The following is an 18,895-nucleotide window of genomic DNA, read 5'->3' on the forward strand; positions in this document are numbered from 1 at the left end:
AAGCCCTCGGAAAACTGACCCCGATCGAATTTGAGACAATCAACAACATGGCGCTAGCCGCCTAAAAACTATCAACCCCACGAGTCAACCAAACCTTCAGCAGTCCCATCGGAGTGATCACACCGATCGACTCGTAATAGCGCAACGTGCTGGCCGGCAGTCCCGTCAATGCCGCCGCTTCCTTGATTGTGTATGTTCTCCGGATGGTCGGTGCGCTCACTCCATCAACGATACAAACTTCAAGTACTTGAAGACAAACGGCCCAACCCAGCGGTGGCGTGAACTTGGCGGAAACCTGCGGCAGATGAGCAATCTGGCGGCCGGGCGCCGCCTCAAAAACGAACGTATTTGCTACATGAGTCGTCGACCCAGCCGATCCGCTCATAGATGCCTGTTTCTGTAGCGATACTCAGTACCAGTATCTATGCTCCACTTTTGCTCATCAGTGACGAGTTCCGCTACATCGACCCCGCCCCTCGCCGACTGATGGGCCGCGCTCCGCCCATCCGCCAACCATCTCGGATTCGCTCCATCAGCAACGCCCGGCCGGTTAGGACACGTGCTGAGCGGCCACGCCGGGTACCATTAATTGCCCCGGAACGGGCTGCTTGCACGTCAGGCCGAGCAGCGCTCCTGCAGCTGCCGGGCTTTGCGCACCACACTGATCAGTGATTCATCACCCTGCCGAAAGCTCTCGACGGCATCACGGAGCTCAGTGATTTGGCCGGCCAGCTCCGGCGGGGCCGTTCTGGCGATCTCATCGATCTCGAGGAGCAGTCCCAGTGGGTCTGTGCCCAGCTGTTCAGGTGCTGTGCGCACCATGTCGATGATTCGAGCACATGCGTCGTCGACGGTGCCAACGGCCGCGTCGGTGGCTGGTCCGCCGGAGGGTGCCGAGCTCGTGGGTGATTCTGCAGCGGGTTGCTGGGTATCGGGTTGTGGATCGACGAATGAACAACCGGTAAGGACCAGCAGTATCGCAGTCATGGACAGGGCACGGGCCATGCTGGATCGGGTAGCACGCAGTGTCGGCACGACGGATTTCCTGTTCGGATCGGGTAACGCGGTCAAGTCATCACGAGCGTCCCATCCTACTGTCAATCACCGCGACACTGTCTCGCAACTGATCTCACAGCCAGGGATCCCCCTGCTGAGAAGCAGGGTAGTAAGACATGGGAGGAGCAGTGATGGCTGGAGTTGGTGGTGTCTCGTCCTGGTGACACAACTCAGGGTCCTGGTTCACGTAGCGTGGGAATAGAAGGCGCTTATTCCTTCTTTGATTGTTCATGAAAGCAATCGTTTACTCCCTCACTGGTGCCTCATCGGTTCTCTCCTTCGTCGACCGCGAGGTTCGTGCTCCTGGTCAGGGTGAAGTGCGGGTTCGTATCGCCGTCTCCGGCGTGAACCCCACCGACTGGAAGGCCCGCGGTGACGGCGACATCACCTTCCCTGAGATCGTGCCGAACCAGGACGGTGCCGGAGTTGTCGACGCCGTCGGCGAGGGTGTTACCGATCTGGAGGTGGGCGACCGGGTTTGGCTGTACCTCGCGGCCCACGGTCGCCCGACAGGGACCGCCCAGGAGTTCGCTGTCCTTCCCGCTGACCGGGTGGTTCGGCTTCCGGAGGGTATCGGTTTCGACGTGGCCGCCAGTCTGGGTGTGCCGGCGATGACGGCGCACCGCGCCCTGACCGTGCACGAGCACGGGCCGTCCCGGCTCGCCCCGGGCGTGCTCGAGGGACGGATGGTCCTCGTCCAGGGCGGCGCCGGAGCGGTCGGTCATGCTGCGATCCAGCTCGCGGTCTGGGCGGGTGCAACTATCATCGCGACGGTCAGCAGCGACCCGAAGGCCGAGCTCGCCCGCGCCGCCGGGGCTCACCACGTCCTGCGCTACCCCGACGAAGCTCTCGCCGATCGCATCCGCAAAATCGCCCCAAGTGGCGTCGACCACATCGTGGAGGTGTCCCCGAGTCAGAATGCAGCGCTTGATGTGGAGGTGATCGCCAATCACGGCAGCATCGCCTACTACGCGAATAACAACGGTTACGAATTCACAGCCCCGATCGTCGCGAGCTTTGCGAAGAATGTCCGTTGGCAGGGCCTGCTTCTCTACACGGTAGGGCCGGAAGCTCTCCACGCCGCCGCGGAGGACATCACGGCCGCGCTGCGTGTCGACGCCTTGCCCGTCGGTGAGTCCGCTGGGCTTCCTCTCACCTGGTTCCCCCTCCAGCACGCTGCTGCCGCACACGATGCCGTCGAGAACGGCACAACCGGCAAGATCCTCATCCGCGTCAACGACGAGACGCTTTGAACAGGCGGCTGCGCGCAGAAGGTCAGGCCGGGACGGTGAGCCCCTGCAGCCAGGTCTGCCACGCCGGTTCTTCGCGCCGCACGTAGTCCGCCGCGTCGGCGGAGAACAGGTACGCCCTTACACCTGCCGTCGCCGTGCTGTCGTCCTCGCTGTAAGCAAAGACGCTGAGCATCCCGGGCACGGGCGCGGTGAGCCGAATCAGCGTCTGCCGTTCGCCGACACGCTCGATCCTGCCGGTAGCACCGCGCACCTCGACCGTCGCGCCCTCGTCGCCCAGCCCGAGTGCGTCGTGCAGGGTCGACCAGAGTGCGTGCGCGTCGCCGGGGTGGGAAGCGGTGGCTTCGAGCTGTGTGGCCTCCTGGCCGGGGAAGTGCGACAGGTAGAGGCGCAGATTGTCGAAGAACGGTATCCAGTTGGGTCCCATGTCATCCCAGAACTCTGACTCCCAGGCGGCACCGGTTCCAAAGCCGCTGCTGGTGACGCGCACGATGCAGGTGCCGCCGGACTGCGCCTCGACGAGGAATTCCGACGTCAGCGGGCTGAGTGCGTCGCGGTCCTTGCCCATGAGGGCGGCCCAATCCTCCTCGTAGGCGAGGCGGCGCGGCGGATCCCAGCCGGTGACCTGGCCGTCCGAGCCCATCTCGGGGCCCATGGTGAAATGCAGGGAGCCGCCCTCGCGCTCCTCCATCTCGGTCGGAAGGAACCAGGCGCTCATGCCCTTGGCGGTGGCGATGGCCTGCCAGACCTGCGCCGGGGTTCCCGGGACTTCGACGCTGAATTCCAGGCGGTATGGGACGTTCGGGGTCGTGCTCATCGGTTCTCCTCAGGAAGGGGGTGTGCGGCGACGACGAGCCGGTGCGGGCGCCCGTCGTCATGGTGGTAGCGAGCGGCCAGGTCGAGCACCGCGGCGGTCAGGTCGTCGGCGAAGGCAGCCCGGTCGGCGGCCGACCGAAAACCGATCTGTGTGTCGATGGTCAGCGTCGGCAGGTGCTTGCCGGACGCACCGGTCCGGCGCGCCAGGGCGCCGACCTCGCGCACCAGCCTGCCGGCCAGTGCGACGAGGTAGCCCGCCGACAGGTGGTCGTCGTTGGCATCTGGATCAGCCGCGGACGCGCTCACAGCCGCAGGAGACACGACATACGATGCAGCCGTTGCCCGTAGCACCCGCTCGGTGATGCCCCCGTGCCGGCGCTCCTCGAACAGCTCCACCAGTCCGTGCGTCTCGAGGGCCTTGAGGTGGTAGTTGACCTTCTGTCGTGCGATGCCGACTCGGGCGGCGAGCCCGGCGGCGGAGGCCGGAACTGACAGCTCACCGAGCAGTCTGGCTCGGACCGGATCCAGCACGGCGGCGGCTGCCTCCGCGCTTTCGATAACTTCGACGTCCTGCATGCCACCATCGTGCTCTTGACAATAAATACTGTCAAGAGGCCTCGCTGCTCTGGCGGTGCGACGAACGCGCCCGTGATTTGAAGGTTCAGGGGCCCATGCCGGTGAACATCGGAGAAATCATCGGAGCCGGCCTCGCCACGGTAGACCGCTACCACAGCATCGGACTGTCCCCGACGGCGGTGATAATGGAGCGGTGACGACCTATTTCGGCACAAAGGAGTTCGAAGGCGGAACCTTCGTTCAGGCGAGTTTCAAGGGCGCCACCCTGCGTTTCTCCGATGTCAGCGGCGTGTCGATGCGCGGCGTCGACGTGGGCGGCCTCGACATCGACAGTCACGACCTGTTCTTCGGCAGTCTTCTCGTCAACGGGGTCCCCGTGGTGCCGCTCGTGGACGCCGAGCTCAACCTGCAGTTTCCGGGCCGGGAGCTGCAGAAGGCGCAGACGCCCGAAGGCCTACGCGAGGGTTGGGTCGCTGTGCAGTCCGCGTGGGAGGAGACGGTGACGCGCACGCCCCCGGACCTGGTGGACGCCCCCGTAGAGAACGAGACGAGGTGGGCTTCGACATGTTGATCTTCCGCGAGAACCCGCCAGCGTACGAGGGAATCCTCGCGGTGCGGGCCGAGCGACAACGGCAGGTGACCGGCTTCCCGCCACACCTGCGCTACATCCGACGAGATCTCGCTCGTATCCGTTGAGCCCACCTACACCCACCAGCGGCCGCCCCATCGTTGGGGCGGCCGCTGGTTCCGGGAACCTGCAGCCTTAGTGCTCCGCTTCTGCGGCAGCCTTCTTGGCGTTTTTCTCGGCGTCCTTCTCGGCGCGCAGAGTCTCTGTCTCGTGTTGTTCCTCGGCTTTTTCCTGGTGGATGACCGCTGCGAAGAGCTTTTCCATCTCCTTGGCCACACCGGCGGCCGAGGCCGGGTTCTGGCCGGTCACCAGCCGGTCGTCAACCACGACCTTCTCCTCGAAGACGTCAGCGGAAACGTGGGTGGCGCCCTGTTCCTCGAGTCGGTCTGCCAGGAAGAACGGGATGACCTTGTCCTTTCCTGCGGCAACCTCCTCGTCGTTGGTGAAGGCGGCCACCTTCCGGCCATGGACGAGGGGAAGCCCGTTGGCCAGTTCCACATTCACCAGACCGGCGGGTCCGTGGCAGACCGCTCCCACCAGGCCGCCGGCGTTGTAGACGCTGGCCACCAGATTCTGCAGGCCTTCGCTGTCCGGGAAGTCCCACATGGTGCCGTGGCCACCCACGAGGTAGACGGCGTCGTACTGGTCGGGATCAACGACGTCGACGCGGGCAGTGTTGTAGAGACCGGCGCGCGTGGTCTCGTCCTTCGTGAAGGCGACCTGGATGGGATCTTCTGAGTCCACCTCGTCGCGCGGGGGCTGGCCGCCCTGGATGGAGGCGAAATCGACGAAATGCCCGGAATCCTTGAAGACCTTCCAGGGATGTGCAGCTTCGGCGACGTTATAGCCCGTCTTCTCTCCGGTGTCGCCGATCTCGGAAACGCTGGTCAGTACCATGAGGATTTTCTTCATGAAGTGTTCCTTTCGTCCAGCTTCCACCCTACGCCCGGCCCCATTCGGTGCTTTCCGCACTGTTGCTGACAAGACCATCGCGGTCTGCATGCCTTGAGGGTTGTGGATCGCGATACGTAGAGTGAGACATGACTGAAAAGCACTCATGCGGGCCCTCCTGGTTCCTCGATGAGCGCACGTCCCTTGGCCGGGAGAACACTGATGAGGAGCATGTAGCGCGCTACGACGAGAAGGAAGACGCCGGCGCAGCGGCCGAGGTCGAATGGTTGCGCCGATTTGTTCCGGGTCCGAACAGCACGGTGATCGACCTGGGGGCAGGGACTGGCCAATTCTCGCTTCTCGCCGCTCGCAATGGGCCAACATAATCGCTGTGGACCCATCTCCGGTCATGCTTTCTGAGCTTCGCCGCAAGGTCGCAACCGCCAACGCACGCGTGGCTGTGGTCGAGGGCGGTTTCCTCACCTTCGACTGGCCAGCGGCCGACGCCGATCTGGTGTACTCCCGCTATGCGCTCCATCATCTTCCGGACTTCTGGAAGGCACTGGCGCTCAACCGGATACGAACAATGCTGCGTCCTGGCGGCATCCTCCGATTGTGGGATATCGTCTACAACTTCCCAGCCTCCGAGGCTGTCGATCGCATCGAACACTGGTGCTCGACCGGCTACTCGTCGGAAGAGGGTGGTTGGACCCGTGCGGACCTCGAAGAGCATGTGACAGACGAGCACTCGACATTCACCAGGCTGCTGGAACCTGGATGAGGTCAGTCCGACAGGGGAACGCCTGCGGCGATGTCTGCAATTCCCGCGTGGACCCGGACCGGGTCGACCTGGGCATCAGGAAGATGTTCCGAGGGCCGCGTTCGGCCGGCAGTGTTGGTCCTTCAGGCTTCCACTAGGCCAGAATGAGGACCGTGAGCCTTCGCCATTCCCTTCTCGCTGTCCTCGTCGCCGTTCTGTGGGGACTCAATTTCGTGGCCATCGATCTGGGCCTCCACGCCAACGGCCGCGAAGTTCCACCCCTGCTGTTCGTCGCGATGAGGTTCACCCTGGTGGTCTTTCCGTGGATCTTCTTCGTGCGGAAGCCCGACATCAGCTGGACGGCGATCCTCGGCGTCGGACTCTTCATGAGTGCCGGGCAGTTCGGACTGCTGTATCTGGCCCTGGCGCTGGGCATGCCGGCAGGCCTGGCCTCCCTCGTCCTGCAGGCACAGGTACTACTGACCGTTCTGCTCGCCGCCGCGTTCCTCGGCGAGCGCCCCAGCCGGCGCCAGATTCTCGGCGTCGTCCTGGGTGTTGCCGGTCTGGCCGTCGTGGCCCTGGGCCGCAGCGCCGTGGCGCCACTGCTTCCGCTGATCATCGTGCTCGGAGCAGCCCTCTCCTGGGCTGCAGGCAACGTGATCGCACGCAAAGCCAAAGCGGCATCAGGGCTGGGGCTGGTGGTCTGGTCCGGCGCCGTCGTTCCACTGCCCCTGGCTGGACTCTCCCTCGTCATCGACGGTCCGGAAGCTGTCGCAGCAACGCTCACCGATCTCCAGCCCGCCACTATCGTCAGTGCCCTGTACACAGCCATTTTCGCGTCCCTGATCGGCTACGGCATCTGGAACCACCTTCTCGCGAGATACCCGTCATCTGCCGTGGTCCCCTTCACCTTGCTCGTTCCGGTTATCGGAATGAGTACCGCCTGGCTGGTTCTGCAGGAGAAGCCGACCGTTCCTGAGATCGTCGGCGGGCTGCTTCTCCTGGGAGGAGTGGCCACAGCAGTGCTCACCGGCGGCCGTGACCGCACCCAACAGCCACAACCGGCTCCGGAGTCTCCTCCGGTCGCTCCACCGCCGGTAGGCAGTTGGAGGGTCTGAACACCGGGCGGCTCGCCCTCTCCCAGCTTGATGAACCGGCCTCAGGCTGTGGTCAGCTCCCGTGTTGCAGCCCGCGACTTGGCGCTCGCGGCAACGATCTCGGCCATGTACGGAGCGACGACGGTCGAGCTGACGCGGCAGTCCGCCAGGAACACGCCGTCCGCTCCGGAGCTGAGCCAGGTACGAAGCTGGTCGAGATCGCCGAGGGTGCGGATGGTCGCGCCGTCGGCCCCGAGGGAACGGGCCATCCCCGCGAAGTCGACGTCGGGAATGATCATCGGCTGCTTGGTCACGCCCTGAATGCCGTACTGGTGGAGCTCGGCACCGTAGGCGGCGTCGTTGAACACCACGATCACGCCCCTGCGGACGGTGCGCACTACTGACTCGAGGTCGGCCAGTGCCATCAGGAGCCCACCATCGCCGGTCACCAGCACCGTTGTGGCGTCAGGCGCAGCTACTGCGGCTCCCACGGCGCTCGCGAGGCCGAGGCCGATGCTCTGGTAGGCGGTACCGACCATCTGCAGCGCGTGCGGGCCGGCTACGTCCCAATACATGGGGGCCCACCCGATGAAGTGCCCGCCGTCCTGCACCACGATCCGGTCCCGGGGCAGGATGTCCTCGAGGGCAGCCGCGACGCTGCGCGGGTCCAACCGGCCATCGAGTGCCGTTCCGTCGCCCAGTGGCCGTGGGGGGAGCGCAGCTACGCGCCGGGCGGAGGAGGCCCGCCAGTTATCGGCGGGGGGATGGTCGGGAAGCAGCCGGGACAGCGCTTTCACTGTTGCCAGCGCATCGCCCTGCAGGAAGCTGTCCACGCGCGGATGGGTGGGTACTGCGGCGGTATCGATCTGGAGAACGGAGGCGGATTTCACGATGAGCTCTCCGAAGCGCATGGTGAACTGGGTCAGCCGGGCTCCGACCACCAGGACGACGTCGGCCTCCGCCATGAGCTGTGCGGTCTCCTCCGTGCCGAAGCCCCCGGCGATGCCCAGATCCGAATCCCGGGAGGGCAGGAGGCCGCGGGCCAGGACCGTGCTGCAGGTCAGGGCACCGAGTTTGTCCGCCACCACCTGCAATTCGTTGCCGGCGCCTGAGAGGTGTACTCCACGCCCGGCCAGGACAAGGGGTCGTTTCGCTGCGGTCAACAGTGAAGCGGCGGCCGCCAGGGTTCGGCCACTGGGAAGCGCAGGTGCCGTGGGGGAGGGGTAGGGAAACAGCTGCTCCTCCGGCGCCGGGGCGGTGGCGGCGTCGTAGGGGATGGCGAGGACGACGGCGGTGCGGTGCTGCAGGGCGTGGGCAACGGCCTGCCGGGTGATGGCGGCAGGATTTTCGGGAGTCACGGTGAAGGTGGGAGCGCCGACCGCGGCGGCGATGGCCGTCTGATCCACATCCCAGGACCGTAACCCGTCGGCCGGCGCGTCACCGGTGATCAGGACCACGGGGATCTGCGCCTGGACCGCTTCGGCCAGCCCGGTGATGGCGTTGGTGAATCCGGCTCCGTAGGTGGTGGTGGCTGCCGCCAGTCTCCCCGAGACACGGAAGTAGGCGTCAGCGGCCGGGACGGCGCCGCCCTCATGACGGACCGCAGTGAACTTCATCCCGACGGCTTCCGCTGCGTCGAGGAAATAGGCATTGCCGTTACCCATGACGCCGAAGATGTCGGACGTGTGCGCGGCGAGGATCTGGGCGACGCGGAAGGATACTGTGAAAGGGGCCACGGGAACTCCTGGAGATACAAATGGTCTGGTTGCCATATGTGTCTACGGAGTGCGTCCGATATTGCCCTTTTTGAGGGCACTGGTGGAATCCACCTGACGACTGAGGGTACGACAGCGGTGGCTGGGGTGACAAGTCGCCGGGGAGTGGTCAGTAGCTGCCGGGGGCGCCGCCGTCGTTGGCGCGATCCTCCGGGGACGGGATGTATTCGGCGGCGAGTGCTTCGGAACCGCGCGCCAGCAGGGCTACGTCGGCACCCACCAGGACGAAAGCGGCCCCGGCGGCCAGGTAATGGTGTGCGGTGGCGGGGTTGAAGGCGTTGACCCCTGCCGGTTTCCCGGCACGCCGGGCTGCTGCGAGGCAGTGCTCGACGGCGGCGCGCACCTGCGGATGTTCCTGCTGACCGAGCAGCCCCAGCGAAGCGGCGAGGTCCGAGGGCCCCAGGAAGATGGCGTTCACCCCCTCGACTGCGAGGATGTCCTCCACGGCGTCGACAGCGGCCGCAGATTCGATCTGCACCGTGACGCTGATCGTTCCGGCCGCGGAGCCGAGGTAGTCGGGAATCCGGTTCCACCGCGCAGCCCGCGCCAGGGCTGAGCCCACGCCGCGCACACCAGAGGGCGGATACCGGGTGGCAGCGACGGCGGCTTCGGCGTCGGCCACCGAGTTCACCATGGGGACCAGCAGGTTCTGCACACCCAGGTCGAGGTACTGCTTGATGACCACGGGATCGTTCACCGGCGGCCGGACCAGCACCTGGATCGGGTAGCCGTGCACGGCCTGGAGCTGGGCGAGGATGGATTCGAGTCCGTTGGGGCTGTGCTCGGCGTCGACGAGCAGCCAGTCCAGGCCCGATCCGGCACAGATCTCCGCAACGAGCGGGCTGCCGGAGCACACCCACATGCCGACCAGTGGACGGTCGGCAGCAGCAAGGCCGGCCGCGAAGGTCGGTGCTAGACGAAGCGGCATGTGACAGCTCCCAGGTTTCCGTAGTCGGCATGGACGGTATCGCCCCTGGAGACCCAGAGCGGGCGGGTGAAGGATCCGGCGAGGATGATGTCGCCGGCCTTCAGGCCGTCGCCGTGGGCGGCGATCTTGTTGGCGAGCCAGTGCACGCCGGCGGCCGGGTGGTCGAGGACCCCGGCGGCCACTCCGGTCTCCTCCACCGTCTGGTTCTTGTAGAGGATGGCCGAGACCCAGCGCAGGTCGACGGCGTCGGGCCGCACCGGGCGTCCGCCGACCACCATGGCACCCATGGCGGCATTATCCGCAATGGTGTCCACGATCGTCCTGTCCGCCATTTCGATGCGCGAGTCAAGGATCTCCAGGGCCGGAACCACGTAGTCCGTGGCGTTGAGGACGTCGAAGATGGTGCACCCGGGGCCGGCCAGGTCCTTCTTGAGGACGAAGGCCAGTTCCACCTCCACCCGCGGATGGCTGTACTGGTCCCATGTCACGGAGCAGCCGGTCTCCAGCACCATGTCGTCGAAGATCATGCCGTAGTCGGGTTCGGTGATGCCGGTGGCCTGTTGCATGGCCCTGGACGTGAGGCCGATCTTCCGCCCCACGAGTTTCCGGCCGGCGTCCTCGTTGCGGTGCCGCCAGCGCCGCTGGACGGCGTAGGAGTCCTCCACCGACATGTCCGGATAGCGTGCGGTCAAGCGTGGAATCGGAACCCGGCTGCGGCCGGCTTCCAGCAGTTCATCGGCGATGGCCTCGATTGTTGCGTCGTCCATCATGGCTACAGCTGCGCCCCGAGCTTGAAGCCGATCCGATCCCCGTCGGGACTCCCGGCGTCCTTGCGGGTGTAGGAGAAGCCGTCGGCACCCACCGTGACTGCCATTTCGTTGTTCTCGGTGCGTTCGATCACTGGCTGCGGGTTTCCGTCCAGGTCCAGGACCAGCGAGGCCTCGGTGTACCAGGAGGGCACGACGGCGTTTCCCCACCAGTCGCGGCGCTGGTTGTCGTGGACGTCCCACGTGACGGTGGGGTTGTCCGGATCCCCGGTGTAGTAGTCCTGGGTGTAGATCTCGATGCGGTGGCCGTCGGGATCCAGGATGTAGAGGTAGAAGGCGTTGGACACACCGTGACGGCCCGGGCCGCGTTCGATGCGGTCGCTGATCCGCAGGGCCCCCATCTTGTCGCAGATCTGGATGATGTTGTGCTTCTCGTGGGTGGCGAAGGCGACGTGGTGCATCCGTGGACCGTTGCCGCCGGTCAGGGCGGTATCGTGCACCGTCTGCTTGCGGTGCATCCACACGGCGTAGGAAACGCCGTCGGAATCCTGGATGTCCTCGGAGACGCGGAAGCCGAGGTCCTCGAGGTACGCCCGTCCCCGCGGGACGTCGGGGGTCACCTGGTTGAAGTGATCCAGGCGGACCAGTTCCCCGGCGGAGTAGAGGTCATAGCGCTGCGTGAGACGCTCCACGTGCTCGACGTCGTAGAAGAACTCGTACGGGAAGCCCAGCGGATCCTCGACACGGACCGAATCGCCGATGCCCTTGGTGAAGCCATCCCTACGGCGCTCGGTGCGGCAGCCCAGTTTCCGATAGTAGGCCTCGGCGGCATCGACCTCGGCGGGGGACTTCACTCGGTAGGCGAAGGCTGCCACGGCTGCGACCGGTCCCTTACGGAGCACCAGGTTGTGGTGGATGAACTCCTCGAAGGAGCGCAGGTAGATGGCGTTCTCATCCTCTTCCGTGACGTGCAGACCCAGGAGGTCCACGTAGAACGCGCGGGAGGCGGCGAGGTCGGTGACCACGATCTCCATGTAGGCGCAGCGAACGATGTCCGGCGCGGGAACGGAAGGTTTGGGGATGACGTTGCTCATGAATTCTCTCTTCTTCGAGCAGGGGAGGAAAATGCGCAGGAGGACCGAAGCTCAGCCTTCGTTGGCTGCGGAGTCCTGAACGCTGCCGAACTTGGGCGTGTGGACGGAGCCGAGGCTGATGTGCACGGCCTGCTGGTCGGTGTAGAAATCGATGGACCGGTAGCCGCCCTCGTGGCCCAGGCCCGAGGCCTTCACGCCGCCGAACGGGGTGCGGAGGTCGCGGACGTTGTGGCTGTTGAGCCACACCATGCCGGCTTCGACGTTCGAGGAGAACGTGTGCGCGCGGGTCAGGTTCTGCGTCCAGACGTAGGCGGCCAGCCCATAGCGGGTGTTGTTGGCCAGAGCGAGGGCTTCGTCGTCGTTCTCGAAGGGGGTGATGGTGACGACGGGACCGAAGATCTCCTCCTGGAAGATCCGCGCATCCGGGGCGACGTCGGCGAACACCGTGGGGGCGATGTAGTTGCCTTCGGGCAGGTGCTCCGGCCGGCCCCCGCCGGCGAGCAGGCGGCCCTCGGACTTGCCGAGCTCCACGTACGAGGCCACCTTGGCGAAGTGCTCGGGATGCACCAGCGCGCCGACCTCGGTCCGAGGGTCGTGGGGATCACCGACGACGATGTTCCTGGCACGGGCGGCGTACTTCTCGCAGAACTCGTCGTAGACGGTGCGTTCCACGAGGATGCGGGAGCCGGCGGTGCAGCGTTCGCCGTTGAGCGAGAACACCCCGAACAGCGCGGAATCAATGGCCGCATCCAGGTCGGCATCGGCGAACACGACGCACGGGGACTTGCCGCCGAGCTCCATGGACAGGCCCTTGAGGTTCTCAGCGGCGTTCCGGAAGATGGTCCGGCCCGTGGTCGTCTCTCCGGTGAAGGAGATCAGCGGCACGTCGGGGTGCTTGACCAGGGCGTCCCCGGCCTCCTCGCCCAGGCCGTTGACCAGGTTGAACACGCCGTCCGGCAATCCGGCGTCCGAGAAGATCCTCGCCCACAGCGACGCGGACAGGGGAGTGAACTCGGCCGGTTTCAGGACCACGGTATTGCCCGTCGCCAGAGCCGGGGCGAGCTTCCAGGACTCGAGCATGAACGGGGTGTTCCACGGGGTGATGAGCCCTGCGACGCCGATCGGCTTACGGTTGACGTAGTTGATCTGGGAACCGGGGACCTTCATGGCGTCGTCGAACTGGGCCACGATCAGGTCCGCGAAGAACCGGAAGTTCTCCGCCGCGCGTCGGGCCTGGCCTTTCGCCTGGGTGATGGGCAGGCCGGTGTCGAAGCTCTCCAGTTCTGCGAGGCGCTCTTCCTGCGCTTCGACGGCGTCGGCGATCCGATTCAGGATCCGGGAACGCTCGCGGGGCTTCATCCTCGGCCACGGGCCGTTCACGAACGCGTCGCGGGCCGCGGCCACCGCCAGGTCGATGTCTTCCTTCCGGCCGGCGGCGGCCGTGGCGTAGGTGGCGTTGGACACCGGGTCGAGGACGTCGAATGTCGCGCCACCCACCGAGTTCACGAATTCACCGTTGATGTAGTGCTGGAGGTGCGTGGGCAGGTTTTCGGGCAGGTACTGGGTTCCGGTCTTCTCTGCAGGTAACGTCATCGGCTTTCCTTCGTGCTGTGGGATCGAACGGTCGATTGCTGCGGCCCGGGCCGGGGAGGGGGCGAGGGTCGCGCCGCGGGGCCGGCCGGAGCTTCGGGCTCGTCCACCCCGGCTGCTTCACGCATCGGACCTGCGCGCTTCCCATTCCTGGTACTTTCCCCGCCACTCGGTGTTCAACGGGTACAGGCCGTCCACGCTGTTGCCCTGTTCCACCATCTCCGTGATGAAGGTTTCCTCACGTTCCTGGGCAATGGACTCGTCCGCCACGTCCTCGGCCAGCGCGGGCGGGATCACCAGGATGCCGTCGGCGTCGGCCACGATGACGTCCCCGGGCTGCACGGTCGCGCCGCCGCACGCGATGGTGATGTCGGTATCCCAGGGGATGTGTCGGCGCCCCAGAACGGCGGGGTGCGGGTTGGCGTAGTAGGTGGGCAGCTCCATGGCCGCCACGGCGGAGAAGTCCCGGACGCCGCCGTCGGTGATGATGGCGGCCGCACCACGGACCTGGGCGCGCAGGGCGAGGATGTCGCCGATGGTTCCGGTGCCCTTCTCGCCGCGGGCTTCCATCACCAGGATCTCGCCTTTCCGAACCGAATCGATGGCCCGCTTCTGCGCGTTGAAGCCTCCGCCGTGGGTCTTGAAGAGATCTTCGCGGTTGGGGACGAAGCGCAGGGTTCGGGCCAGGCCGACCACGCGCCGCTCCGGCCGGGTGGCGGTGAGGCCGTCGATGCTGACGTTGTCGAGGCCCCGTTTGCGCAGCTGGGAGGAGAGCGTTGCCGTACACACGCTTTCGAGCTTCGCCTTCAGCTCCGCGCTCAGTGCGGGAGGCTGCGGGGAAGGCTGCGCGGAAGGCATTGCCGGCAGGCCGGCGGCCTCGCGGGACCCGTACGCCTCCTCCCGCTGCGCGTCGTCGGGCTTGGGTCGGGCGCCGAAGTCCGCGAGCGGCGTCGAGCCTTCCGCCACCCGGGTGATCAGCCGCCCGGTGGTGAATTCGGCCCCGCTGACTTCCACCTCGACGACGTCGCCGGGTCGGGCGACCGACGCCCCGGCCGGCGTGCCGGTGAGGATGATGTCCCCCTTGTCGAGGGTGAGCAGCTGCGAAAGGTCGGCCACCAGGCGCGCGAAGGGGAAGAGCAGGTCCTCAGTGGTGTCGTCCTGGACCACCTCGCCGTTGTGCCAGGTGCGTATGCGCAGACCGGCGGGGTCGACGGCAGGTGCAGGGATGAGCGCCGGACCTACCGGGGTGAAGCCGTCACCGCCCTTGGAACGGAGGTTGGAGCCCTTGTCCGCATACCGGAGATCGTAGACTCCGAGGTCATTGCTCGCGGTGACCCATTCCACGCGGTTCCAGGCGTCCTCGATACTGACGCGGCGGGTGCGCTCGCCGATGATCAGGGCGATTTCGCCTTCGTAGCCGAGCAATTCGCAGCCGGCGGGCCGTTCCACGATGGACCCGCTCTGCGACAGTGAGGAGGAAGGTTTCAGGAAGTAGGAGGGCTGGGCCGGGGTGCGTCCCCGCTGGGCGGCACGGCTCGGGTAGTTGATGTGGACGGCGATCACCTTCCGGGCTGCCGCCAGGGTGTCATCATTGACCTGCTGCAAAGCTTCTCCTTACGTCCGGTTGCTCACGAGATCCGGGTCTGCGGTGGGTGCATGAGGTAGCGCGTCGAGCGGGACTTCCCCGGGCCGTCGGACCGACAGGAGGGGTGCGAAAAACGCGGCGAGCTCCGCCGTCGCCGTCAGTGGCAGGACGTCGGCCACGTACTGGTCCGGCCTTACGACCACGACGACGCCGCCGCGGTCGATGCCGCGCAGGTCGAAGATGTCTGCTGCCGGGTCGACGGCGTAGACGTTCTCGAGGTAGGTGAGGTGGAACGGACCCACCTGCGGCTTGAATGCCGCCGGTACGGCTCCGATGTCGATATTCGCGTGGTCCTGTTGGTAGATCACCTTGACGTCGAACCATGCGTTCCGGTCAGCACCCGACGGCGTCGCGACCAGGGGCGAGTCCGGCGAGGTCGCGATCCAATCGGCGAAGGCCGCTCCGGGTGACGGGTCACCTTGCTGTTCCGCTCCCTGCACCGCCGGTCCGGGCTGGGGTCTGCCGGGCAGCGCCGCGTCGGCGAAGACGTAGATGCGCCAGCGGCCGTCCGCCCTGGCCTGGTGTCCGAGGTGCACCGGATTGGTGTCGCAGACCCGCACCACGGGCGCGGACTTGAAGCGCTTGCCGATGGCGAAACCGGTGGCCAGGTCCTGGTGCTCCGGCGTGGCGACAAGCATGGAGGGCGCGTACTGGGTGCGGAAGCCGGCGGGGAACTCAGCGGTACGCACGTAGAAGTCCTCGAGTTCCGAGGGGTTCTCGAACTCCTCGGGCTTCTTCGCCATGAGTGTGGACCACTCCTTGTCGAAGTGAATGAGGTCCTTGGCGATGACCTGGCGCTCGGCCGAGTACGTGGACAACAGGCTCTCCGGGCTGCGGCCCTCGAGCACGTGCCCGAGTTTCCACCCCAGATTGAAGCCGTCCTGCATCGAGACGTTCATGCCCTGGCCGGCCTTGGCGCTGTGCGTGTGGCAGGCGTCGCCGGTGATGAACACGCGCGGCGTACGGGTGCCGAGTTCCTCCGGGAGGACGTCGTCGAACCGGTCGGTGAGCCGGTGGCCCACCTCGTACACGCTGTGCCAGGCGACGTTGCGGACGTCGAGCGTATAGGGGTGGAGGATGGCGTTGGCCTTGGCGATGATCTGCTCGACGGTCGTCCCGCGCACGGCCCCCTTGCCGTCCGGATCGACCTCTCCGAGATCGACGTACATGCGGAAAAGATGACCGCCTTCGCGCGGGATCAGCAGGATACTGCCGCCCGTGCCGGACTGGATGGCACACTTCAGCCGGATGTCGGGGAAGTCCGTACTCGCCAGGACATCCATGACGCCCCAGGCGTGGTTGGCCTGGTCGCCGGCGAGCGTGCAGCCGATCGAGTCCCGAACCTTGCTGCGTGCGCCGTCCGCGCCGACCACGTACTTGGCTCGGACAGTGCGCTCCCTGGTGTCGTCGGGCCCGGCCGTGGAACGAAGCCGCACGCTGACCGGGTAGGCGCCGTCGCCGGTGACGGCGAGGCCGACGAATTCGAAACCGTAGTCGGGGGACATACGCGTCGGCGAGTTCGCCATGAACTCGGCGAAGTAGTCCAGTACGCGGGCCTGGTTGACGATGAGGTGCGGGAACTCGCTGATACCCGTGGCGTCGTCGACGGCGCGGGCGGCGCGGACGATGCACGAGGGGTTCTTCGGGTCCGGTTTCCAGAACGCCATCTCGGTGATCCGGTAGGCCTCAGCGGTAATCCGCTCGGCGAAGCCGAAGGCCTGAAAGGTTTCCACGCTTCGGGCCTGGATGCCGTCGGCCTGGCCGATGGCCAGCCGCCCGCCCCGACGCTCCACGATCCGCGTGGTGATACCGGGGAACTGGGACAGTTGCGCGGCTGCCAGCATGCCGGCGGGTCCGCTGCCGACGATGAGCACGTCGACCTCGTCGGGAAGCACCGCGGGCCGGTTGATACCGACGCCGGCAGCCGGCTGGACACGCGGGTCCCCGGACACGTAACCGTGGTGATGGAACTGCACGGGCTTTCCTCACTTCATCGTGTGGCTGTTCGTCGCCGTCAGACTGTGTTCGATAAAAGGAAACGGCGTTCGATAATCGAAACATGGCGGTCAGCTCAAAATTCTACGCCAGACCTTCCATGCGTGACAAGCGCTTTCGAGGAGCGGAACCGGACACAGGTCGGCCGTACGCGTCGTCCTGGTGAAGCCGCGTCCTCGGGAGTCGGTCATCCGAAATTCTCCGGCTCAGCAACCGGACCGGGCTGTTCGGGACCGACGGATTCGGACGACGCACCGTTATGCCGCCTGTTCGGCCAGTCTCCGAGGTAGTTGTCCGGCTCCTGTATAGAACGGCAACGTGAAGGTCATCACGGTTCCCCGACCGAGCCTGCTCGCGCAGGTGATGGACCCTCCGTGCTGCTCGATGATCTTCTTCGTGATGGCCAGGCCGAGCCCTGTGCCCGGGATGGTGGACATCCGCACGCTGGGGCTGCGGAAGTACTTGGTGAACACCGCAGCCTGGTCGGATTCACTCATCCCCATGCCGGTATCCTCCACCGTGCACACCACGCCGTCGCCGGTCCGCTCCGCCCGCACGGTGACCGTCCCGCCGTCGGGGGAATACTTGATCGCATTGGACAGCAGATTATCGAGGACCTGCTCCATCCTCACCGGATCACAGAACACCGACAGCGGCCCCTCGATGGAATTGAGTAGACGCACCCCGGCAGCACCGGCTTTGGGACCACACGAAGCGATACTCCTCGTGACCAGACGGGTGAAGTCGGTCGGGGCCGGCCGCACCTCCGTCGCGGATGACGAGGAGGAGTCGAGGAGGTCGTTGATCATGTGCAGCAGTCGGTCCGCGTTCCGCTGGACGATGCCCAGCGCGTCGGTCATGTGCTCGGGTGCCTGCGGGTCGGCAGCCATCATCTCGGCATAGCCCTTGATCGAGGTGAGCGGGGTCCGGAGCTCGTGGGACATGTTCGACACGAAGTCATCCCTGGCCTTCAGTGCGGCCACCAGTTCGGTGATGTCGGTGAAACTCACCACGGCACCGTCCGCGTGCCCCTCACCATTCCGCAGTACCCGGGCGGACGTCGAGAGCATCCTCTGGTGGGGTTCCTCCCCGAAACGAATCAGGTATCCCGAGAATTCCTGTCCCTGGCCGGCCCTGTGCAGAGGCTTCTCGTAGTCCTCCAGCCGGGTTCTTCCTTCGGCGTCGAACATCGGCACATCGCTGTCGGTGAAGGTGTCAGCGGAGAACAACTCGATGGAGGACTCCTGCGCGATCTGCTGCCTCAAGGCACGGAGTTTGTCATTGACCAGCGTGCCTTCCCCCGCGACGCCGAAGGCAACCACGCCGACGTCGACGGCGTTCATGACCGTGTCGAGCAGGCCCCGGCGCCTTGCGCTGACATTGAGCTCCGCCTGCAGGGCGGCTTCCTTGGCCTCCAGGGCGTGTCGCTGGCCCCGCAGGCTCCCCGTGATGACCCAGATCGTGAGGCTCACCGCCACCATGATCAGCGGAAGGAGCGCCGGCCGGGCCAGGTCGACGCCGCTCACAAGCCCACCGCGGGCGAAAAGTGGCGCCCACACGACCACCAACGGGGCCAGCACAGCCACCGAAAGGGTGCTCCATAACGGGAGACCCGAGGCCGCGAACCAGATCATCGGGAAAGTGCAGAGGAACCCCAGTGCCGTAAGCTCACCGCCAACACCCTCACGTGTCAGAAGGATCGGGACGAAGTCCACGAGCGGGATGATCAGGGCAAGCCGCGGATGGAGTTTCTGCCATGGCACCACCAGGCAAAGGATCAGAATCAGGACGTGCAGCACTACACTGAGCTGCAGCAACGGCCCCCGCAAGGCCTCGGGCGATAGAAAGAATGTCTCGAGCAACACGATTGCCGTCGTGCACGTCAGGGGCAGCTGGCTCAGTACCACCCGGGTTTGAACCGGAAGATTACTCAACGACGCCGGGTCGAACGCACCCCTCGGCTGTCCGCTTCGCACGAATTCACCACTTCCCTGTAGAGACCTGCCGCCGACCACGGCGGTGCCTTC

The 18,895-nt window shown here is 65.9% G+C and carries 18 protein-coding genes; 5 read left to right on the forward strand and 13 right to left on the reverse strand.

Translation table 11 applies throughout. The annotated features are described in order from the left end of the window. Window positions 1–61: 61 nt before the first annotated feature. Window positions 62–385, reverse strand: a complete 324-nt coding sequence (locus IWX75_RS17710; protein ID WP_334684268.1) for a MerR family DNA-binding transcriptional regulator — start codon at window positions 383–385, stop codon at window positions 62–64. Between the two features lie 230 nt (window positions 386–615). Next, a complete protein-coding gene (locus IWX75_RS10950) occupies window positions 616–1,035 on the reverse strand; it encodes a hypothetical protein (protein ID WP_196822298.1) in 420 nt (139 codons plus the stop codon). A 251-nt stretch (window positions 1,036–1,286) separates the two neighbouring features. Here IWX75_RS10950 and IWX75_RS10955 point away from each other — a divergent pair, with 251 nt between their 5' ends. Further along, window positions 1,287–2,309 carry an NADPH:quinone reductase gene (locus IWX75_RS10955; protein WP_196822299.1) on the forward strand — a complete coding sequence of 341 codons (1,023 nt, stop codon included), beginning with the start codon at window positions 1,287–1,289 and terminating at the stop codon, window positions 2,307–2,309. 22 nt (window positions 2,310–2,331) lie between these two features. On the opposite strand, the gene IWX75_RS10960 is transcribed toward IWX75_RS10955, so the two are convergent. Continuing rightward, on the reverse strand, window positions 2,332–3,123 hold the full coding sequence (locus IWX75_RS10960) for an SRPBCC family protein (RefSeq protein WP_196822300.1): 792 nt from the start codon (window positions 3,121–3,123) through the stop codon (window positions 2,332–2,334). Then, window positions 3,120–3,698, reverse strand: coding sequence for an ArsR/SmtB family transcription factor (locus IWX75_RS10965; protein WP_196822301.1), 579 nt, complete (start codon window positions 3,696–3,698; stop codon window positions 3,120–3,122). The genes IWX75_RS10960 and IWX75_RS10965 overlap by 4 nt, the downstream gene beginning before the upstream one ends. Before the next feature lie 193 nt (window positions 3,699–3,891). On the opposite strand from IWX75_RS10965, the gene IWX75_RS10970 reads away from it, so the two are divergent. Further along, on the forward strand, window positions 3,892–4,269 hold the full coding sequence (locus tag IWX75_RS10970) for a hypothetical protein (protein WP_334684269.1): 378 nt from the start codon (window positions 3,892–3,894) through the stop codon (window positions 4,267–4,269). Window positions 4,270–4,461: 192 nt separating this feature from the next. On the opposite strand, the gene IWX75_RS10975 is transcribed toward IWX75_RS10970, so the two are convergent. Further along, window positions 4,462–5,238 carry a type 1 glutamine amidotransferase domain-containing protein gene (locus IWX75_RS10975; protein WP_196822302.1) on the reverse strand — a complete coding sequence of 259 codons (777 nt, stop codon included), beginning with the start codon at window positions 5,236–5,238 and terminating at the stop codon, window positions 4,462–4,464. 128 nt (window positions 5,239–5,366) lie between these two features. On the opposite strand from IWX75_RS10975, the gene IWX75_RS10980 reads away from it, so the two are divergent. From IWX75_RS10980 to IWX75_RS10990, 3 genes are all read left to right on the forward strand, one after another. Then, window positions 5,367–5,603 (forward strand): hypothetical protein, encoded by a 237-nt coding sequence (locus tag IWX75_RS10980; RefSeq protein WP_196822303.1) that lies wholly within the window; start codon window positions 5,367–5,369, stop codon window positions 5,601–5,603. A gap of 5 nt (window positions 5,604–5,608) precedes the next feature. Further along, window positions 5,609–5,998, forward strand: coding sequence for a class I SAM-dependent methyltransferase (locus tag IWX75_RS10985; RefSeq protein ID WP_196822304.1), 390 nt, complete (start codon window positions 5,609–5,611; stop codon window positions 5,996–5,998). Window positions 5,999–6,150: 152 nt separating this feature from the next. Continuing rightward, window positions 6,151–7,095, forward strand: coding sequence for an EamA family transporter (locus IWX75_RS10990; protein ID WP_196822305.1), 945 nt, complete (start codon window positions 6,151–6,153; stop codon window positions 7,093–7,095). Between the two features lie 41 nt (window positions 7,096–7,136). Here the strand turns inward: IWX75_RS10990 and IWX75_RS10995 are convergent, their stop codons facing one another. The 8 genes from IWX75_RS10995 to IWX75_RS11030 all read right to left on the reverse strand — a co-directional run bounded on the left by IWX75_RS10995 (window position 7,137) and on the right by IWX75_RS11030 (window position 18,844). Beyond that, the gene (locus tag IWX75_RS10995; RefSeq protein WP_334684270.1) at window positions 7,137–8,810 is read right to left on the reverse strand and encodes a thiamine pyrophosphate-binding protein; all 1,674 of its coding nucleotides are present in this window, start codon (window positions 8,808–8,810) and stop codon (window positions 7,137–7,139) included. A gap of 148 nt (window positions 8,811–8,958) precedes the next feature. Further along, window positions 8,959–9,777: an HpcH/HpaI aldolase family protein gene (locus IWX75_RS11000; protein WP_196822307.1), complete on the reverse strand. Its 819-nt coding sequence runs from the start codon at window positions 9,775–9,777 to the stop codon at window positions 8,959–8,961. Then, complete coding sequence (hpaH, locus tag IWX75_RS11005; protein ID WP_196822308.1) at window positions 9,762–10,547, reverse strand: 2-oxo-hept-4-ene-1,7-dioate hydratase; 786 nt, start codon at window positions 10,545–10,547, stop codon at window positions 9,762–9,764. Before hpaH ends, IWX75_RS11000 begins: the two co-directional genes overlap by 16 nt. 2 nt (window positions 10,548–10,549) lie before the next feature. Continuing rightward, the gene (gene hpaD, locus IWX75_RS11010; RefSeq protein WP_196822309.1) at window positions 10,550–11,638 is read right to left on the reverse strand and encodes a 3,4-dihydroxyphenylacetate 2,3-dioxygenase; all 1,089 of its coding nucleotides are present in this window, start codon (window positions 11,636–11,638) and stop codon (window positions 10,550–10,552) included. A 51-nt stretch (window positions 11,639–11,689) separates the two neighbouring features. Further along, window positions 11,690–13,231, reverse strand: coding sequence for a 5-carboxymethyl-2-hydroxymuconate semialdehyde dehydrogenase (gene hpaE, locus IWX75_RS11015; protein ID WP_196822310.1), 1,542 nt, complete (start codon window positions 13,229–13,231; stop codon window positions 11,690–11,692). A 117-nt stretch (window positions 13,232–13,348) separates the two neighbouring features. After that, window positions 13,349–14,833 carry a fumarylacetoacetate hydrolase family protein gene (locus tag IWX75_RS11020; protein WP_196822311.1) on the reverse strand — a complete coding sequence of 495 codons (1,485 nt, stop codon included), beginning with the start codon at window positions 14,831–14,833 and terminating at the stop codon, window positions 13,349–13,351. 9 nt (window positions 14,834–14,842) lie between these two features. Next, window positions 14,843–16,849 carry an FAD-binding monooxygenase gene (locus IWX75_RS11025; protein ID WP_196822312.1) on the reverse strand — a complete coding sequence of 669 codons (2,007 nt, stop codon included), beginning with the start codon at window positions 16,847–16,849 and terminating at the stop codon, window positions 14,843–14,845. A gap of 276 nt (window positions 16,850–17,125) precedes the next feature. After that, complete coding sequence (locus IWX75_RS11030; protein WP_334684271.1) at window positions 17,126–18,844, reverse strand: sensor histidine kinase; 1,719 nt, start codon at window positions 18,842–18,844, stop codon at window positions 17,126–17,128. Window positions 18,845–18,895 lie beyond the last annotated feature (51 nt).

This window comes from Arthrobacter sp. CAN_A6, assembly GCF_015751715.1.
GTDB lineage: Bacteria > Actinomycetota > Actinomycetes > Actinomycetales > Micrococcaceae > Arthrobacter_D.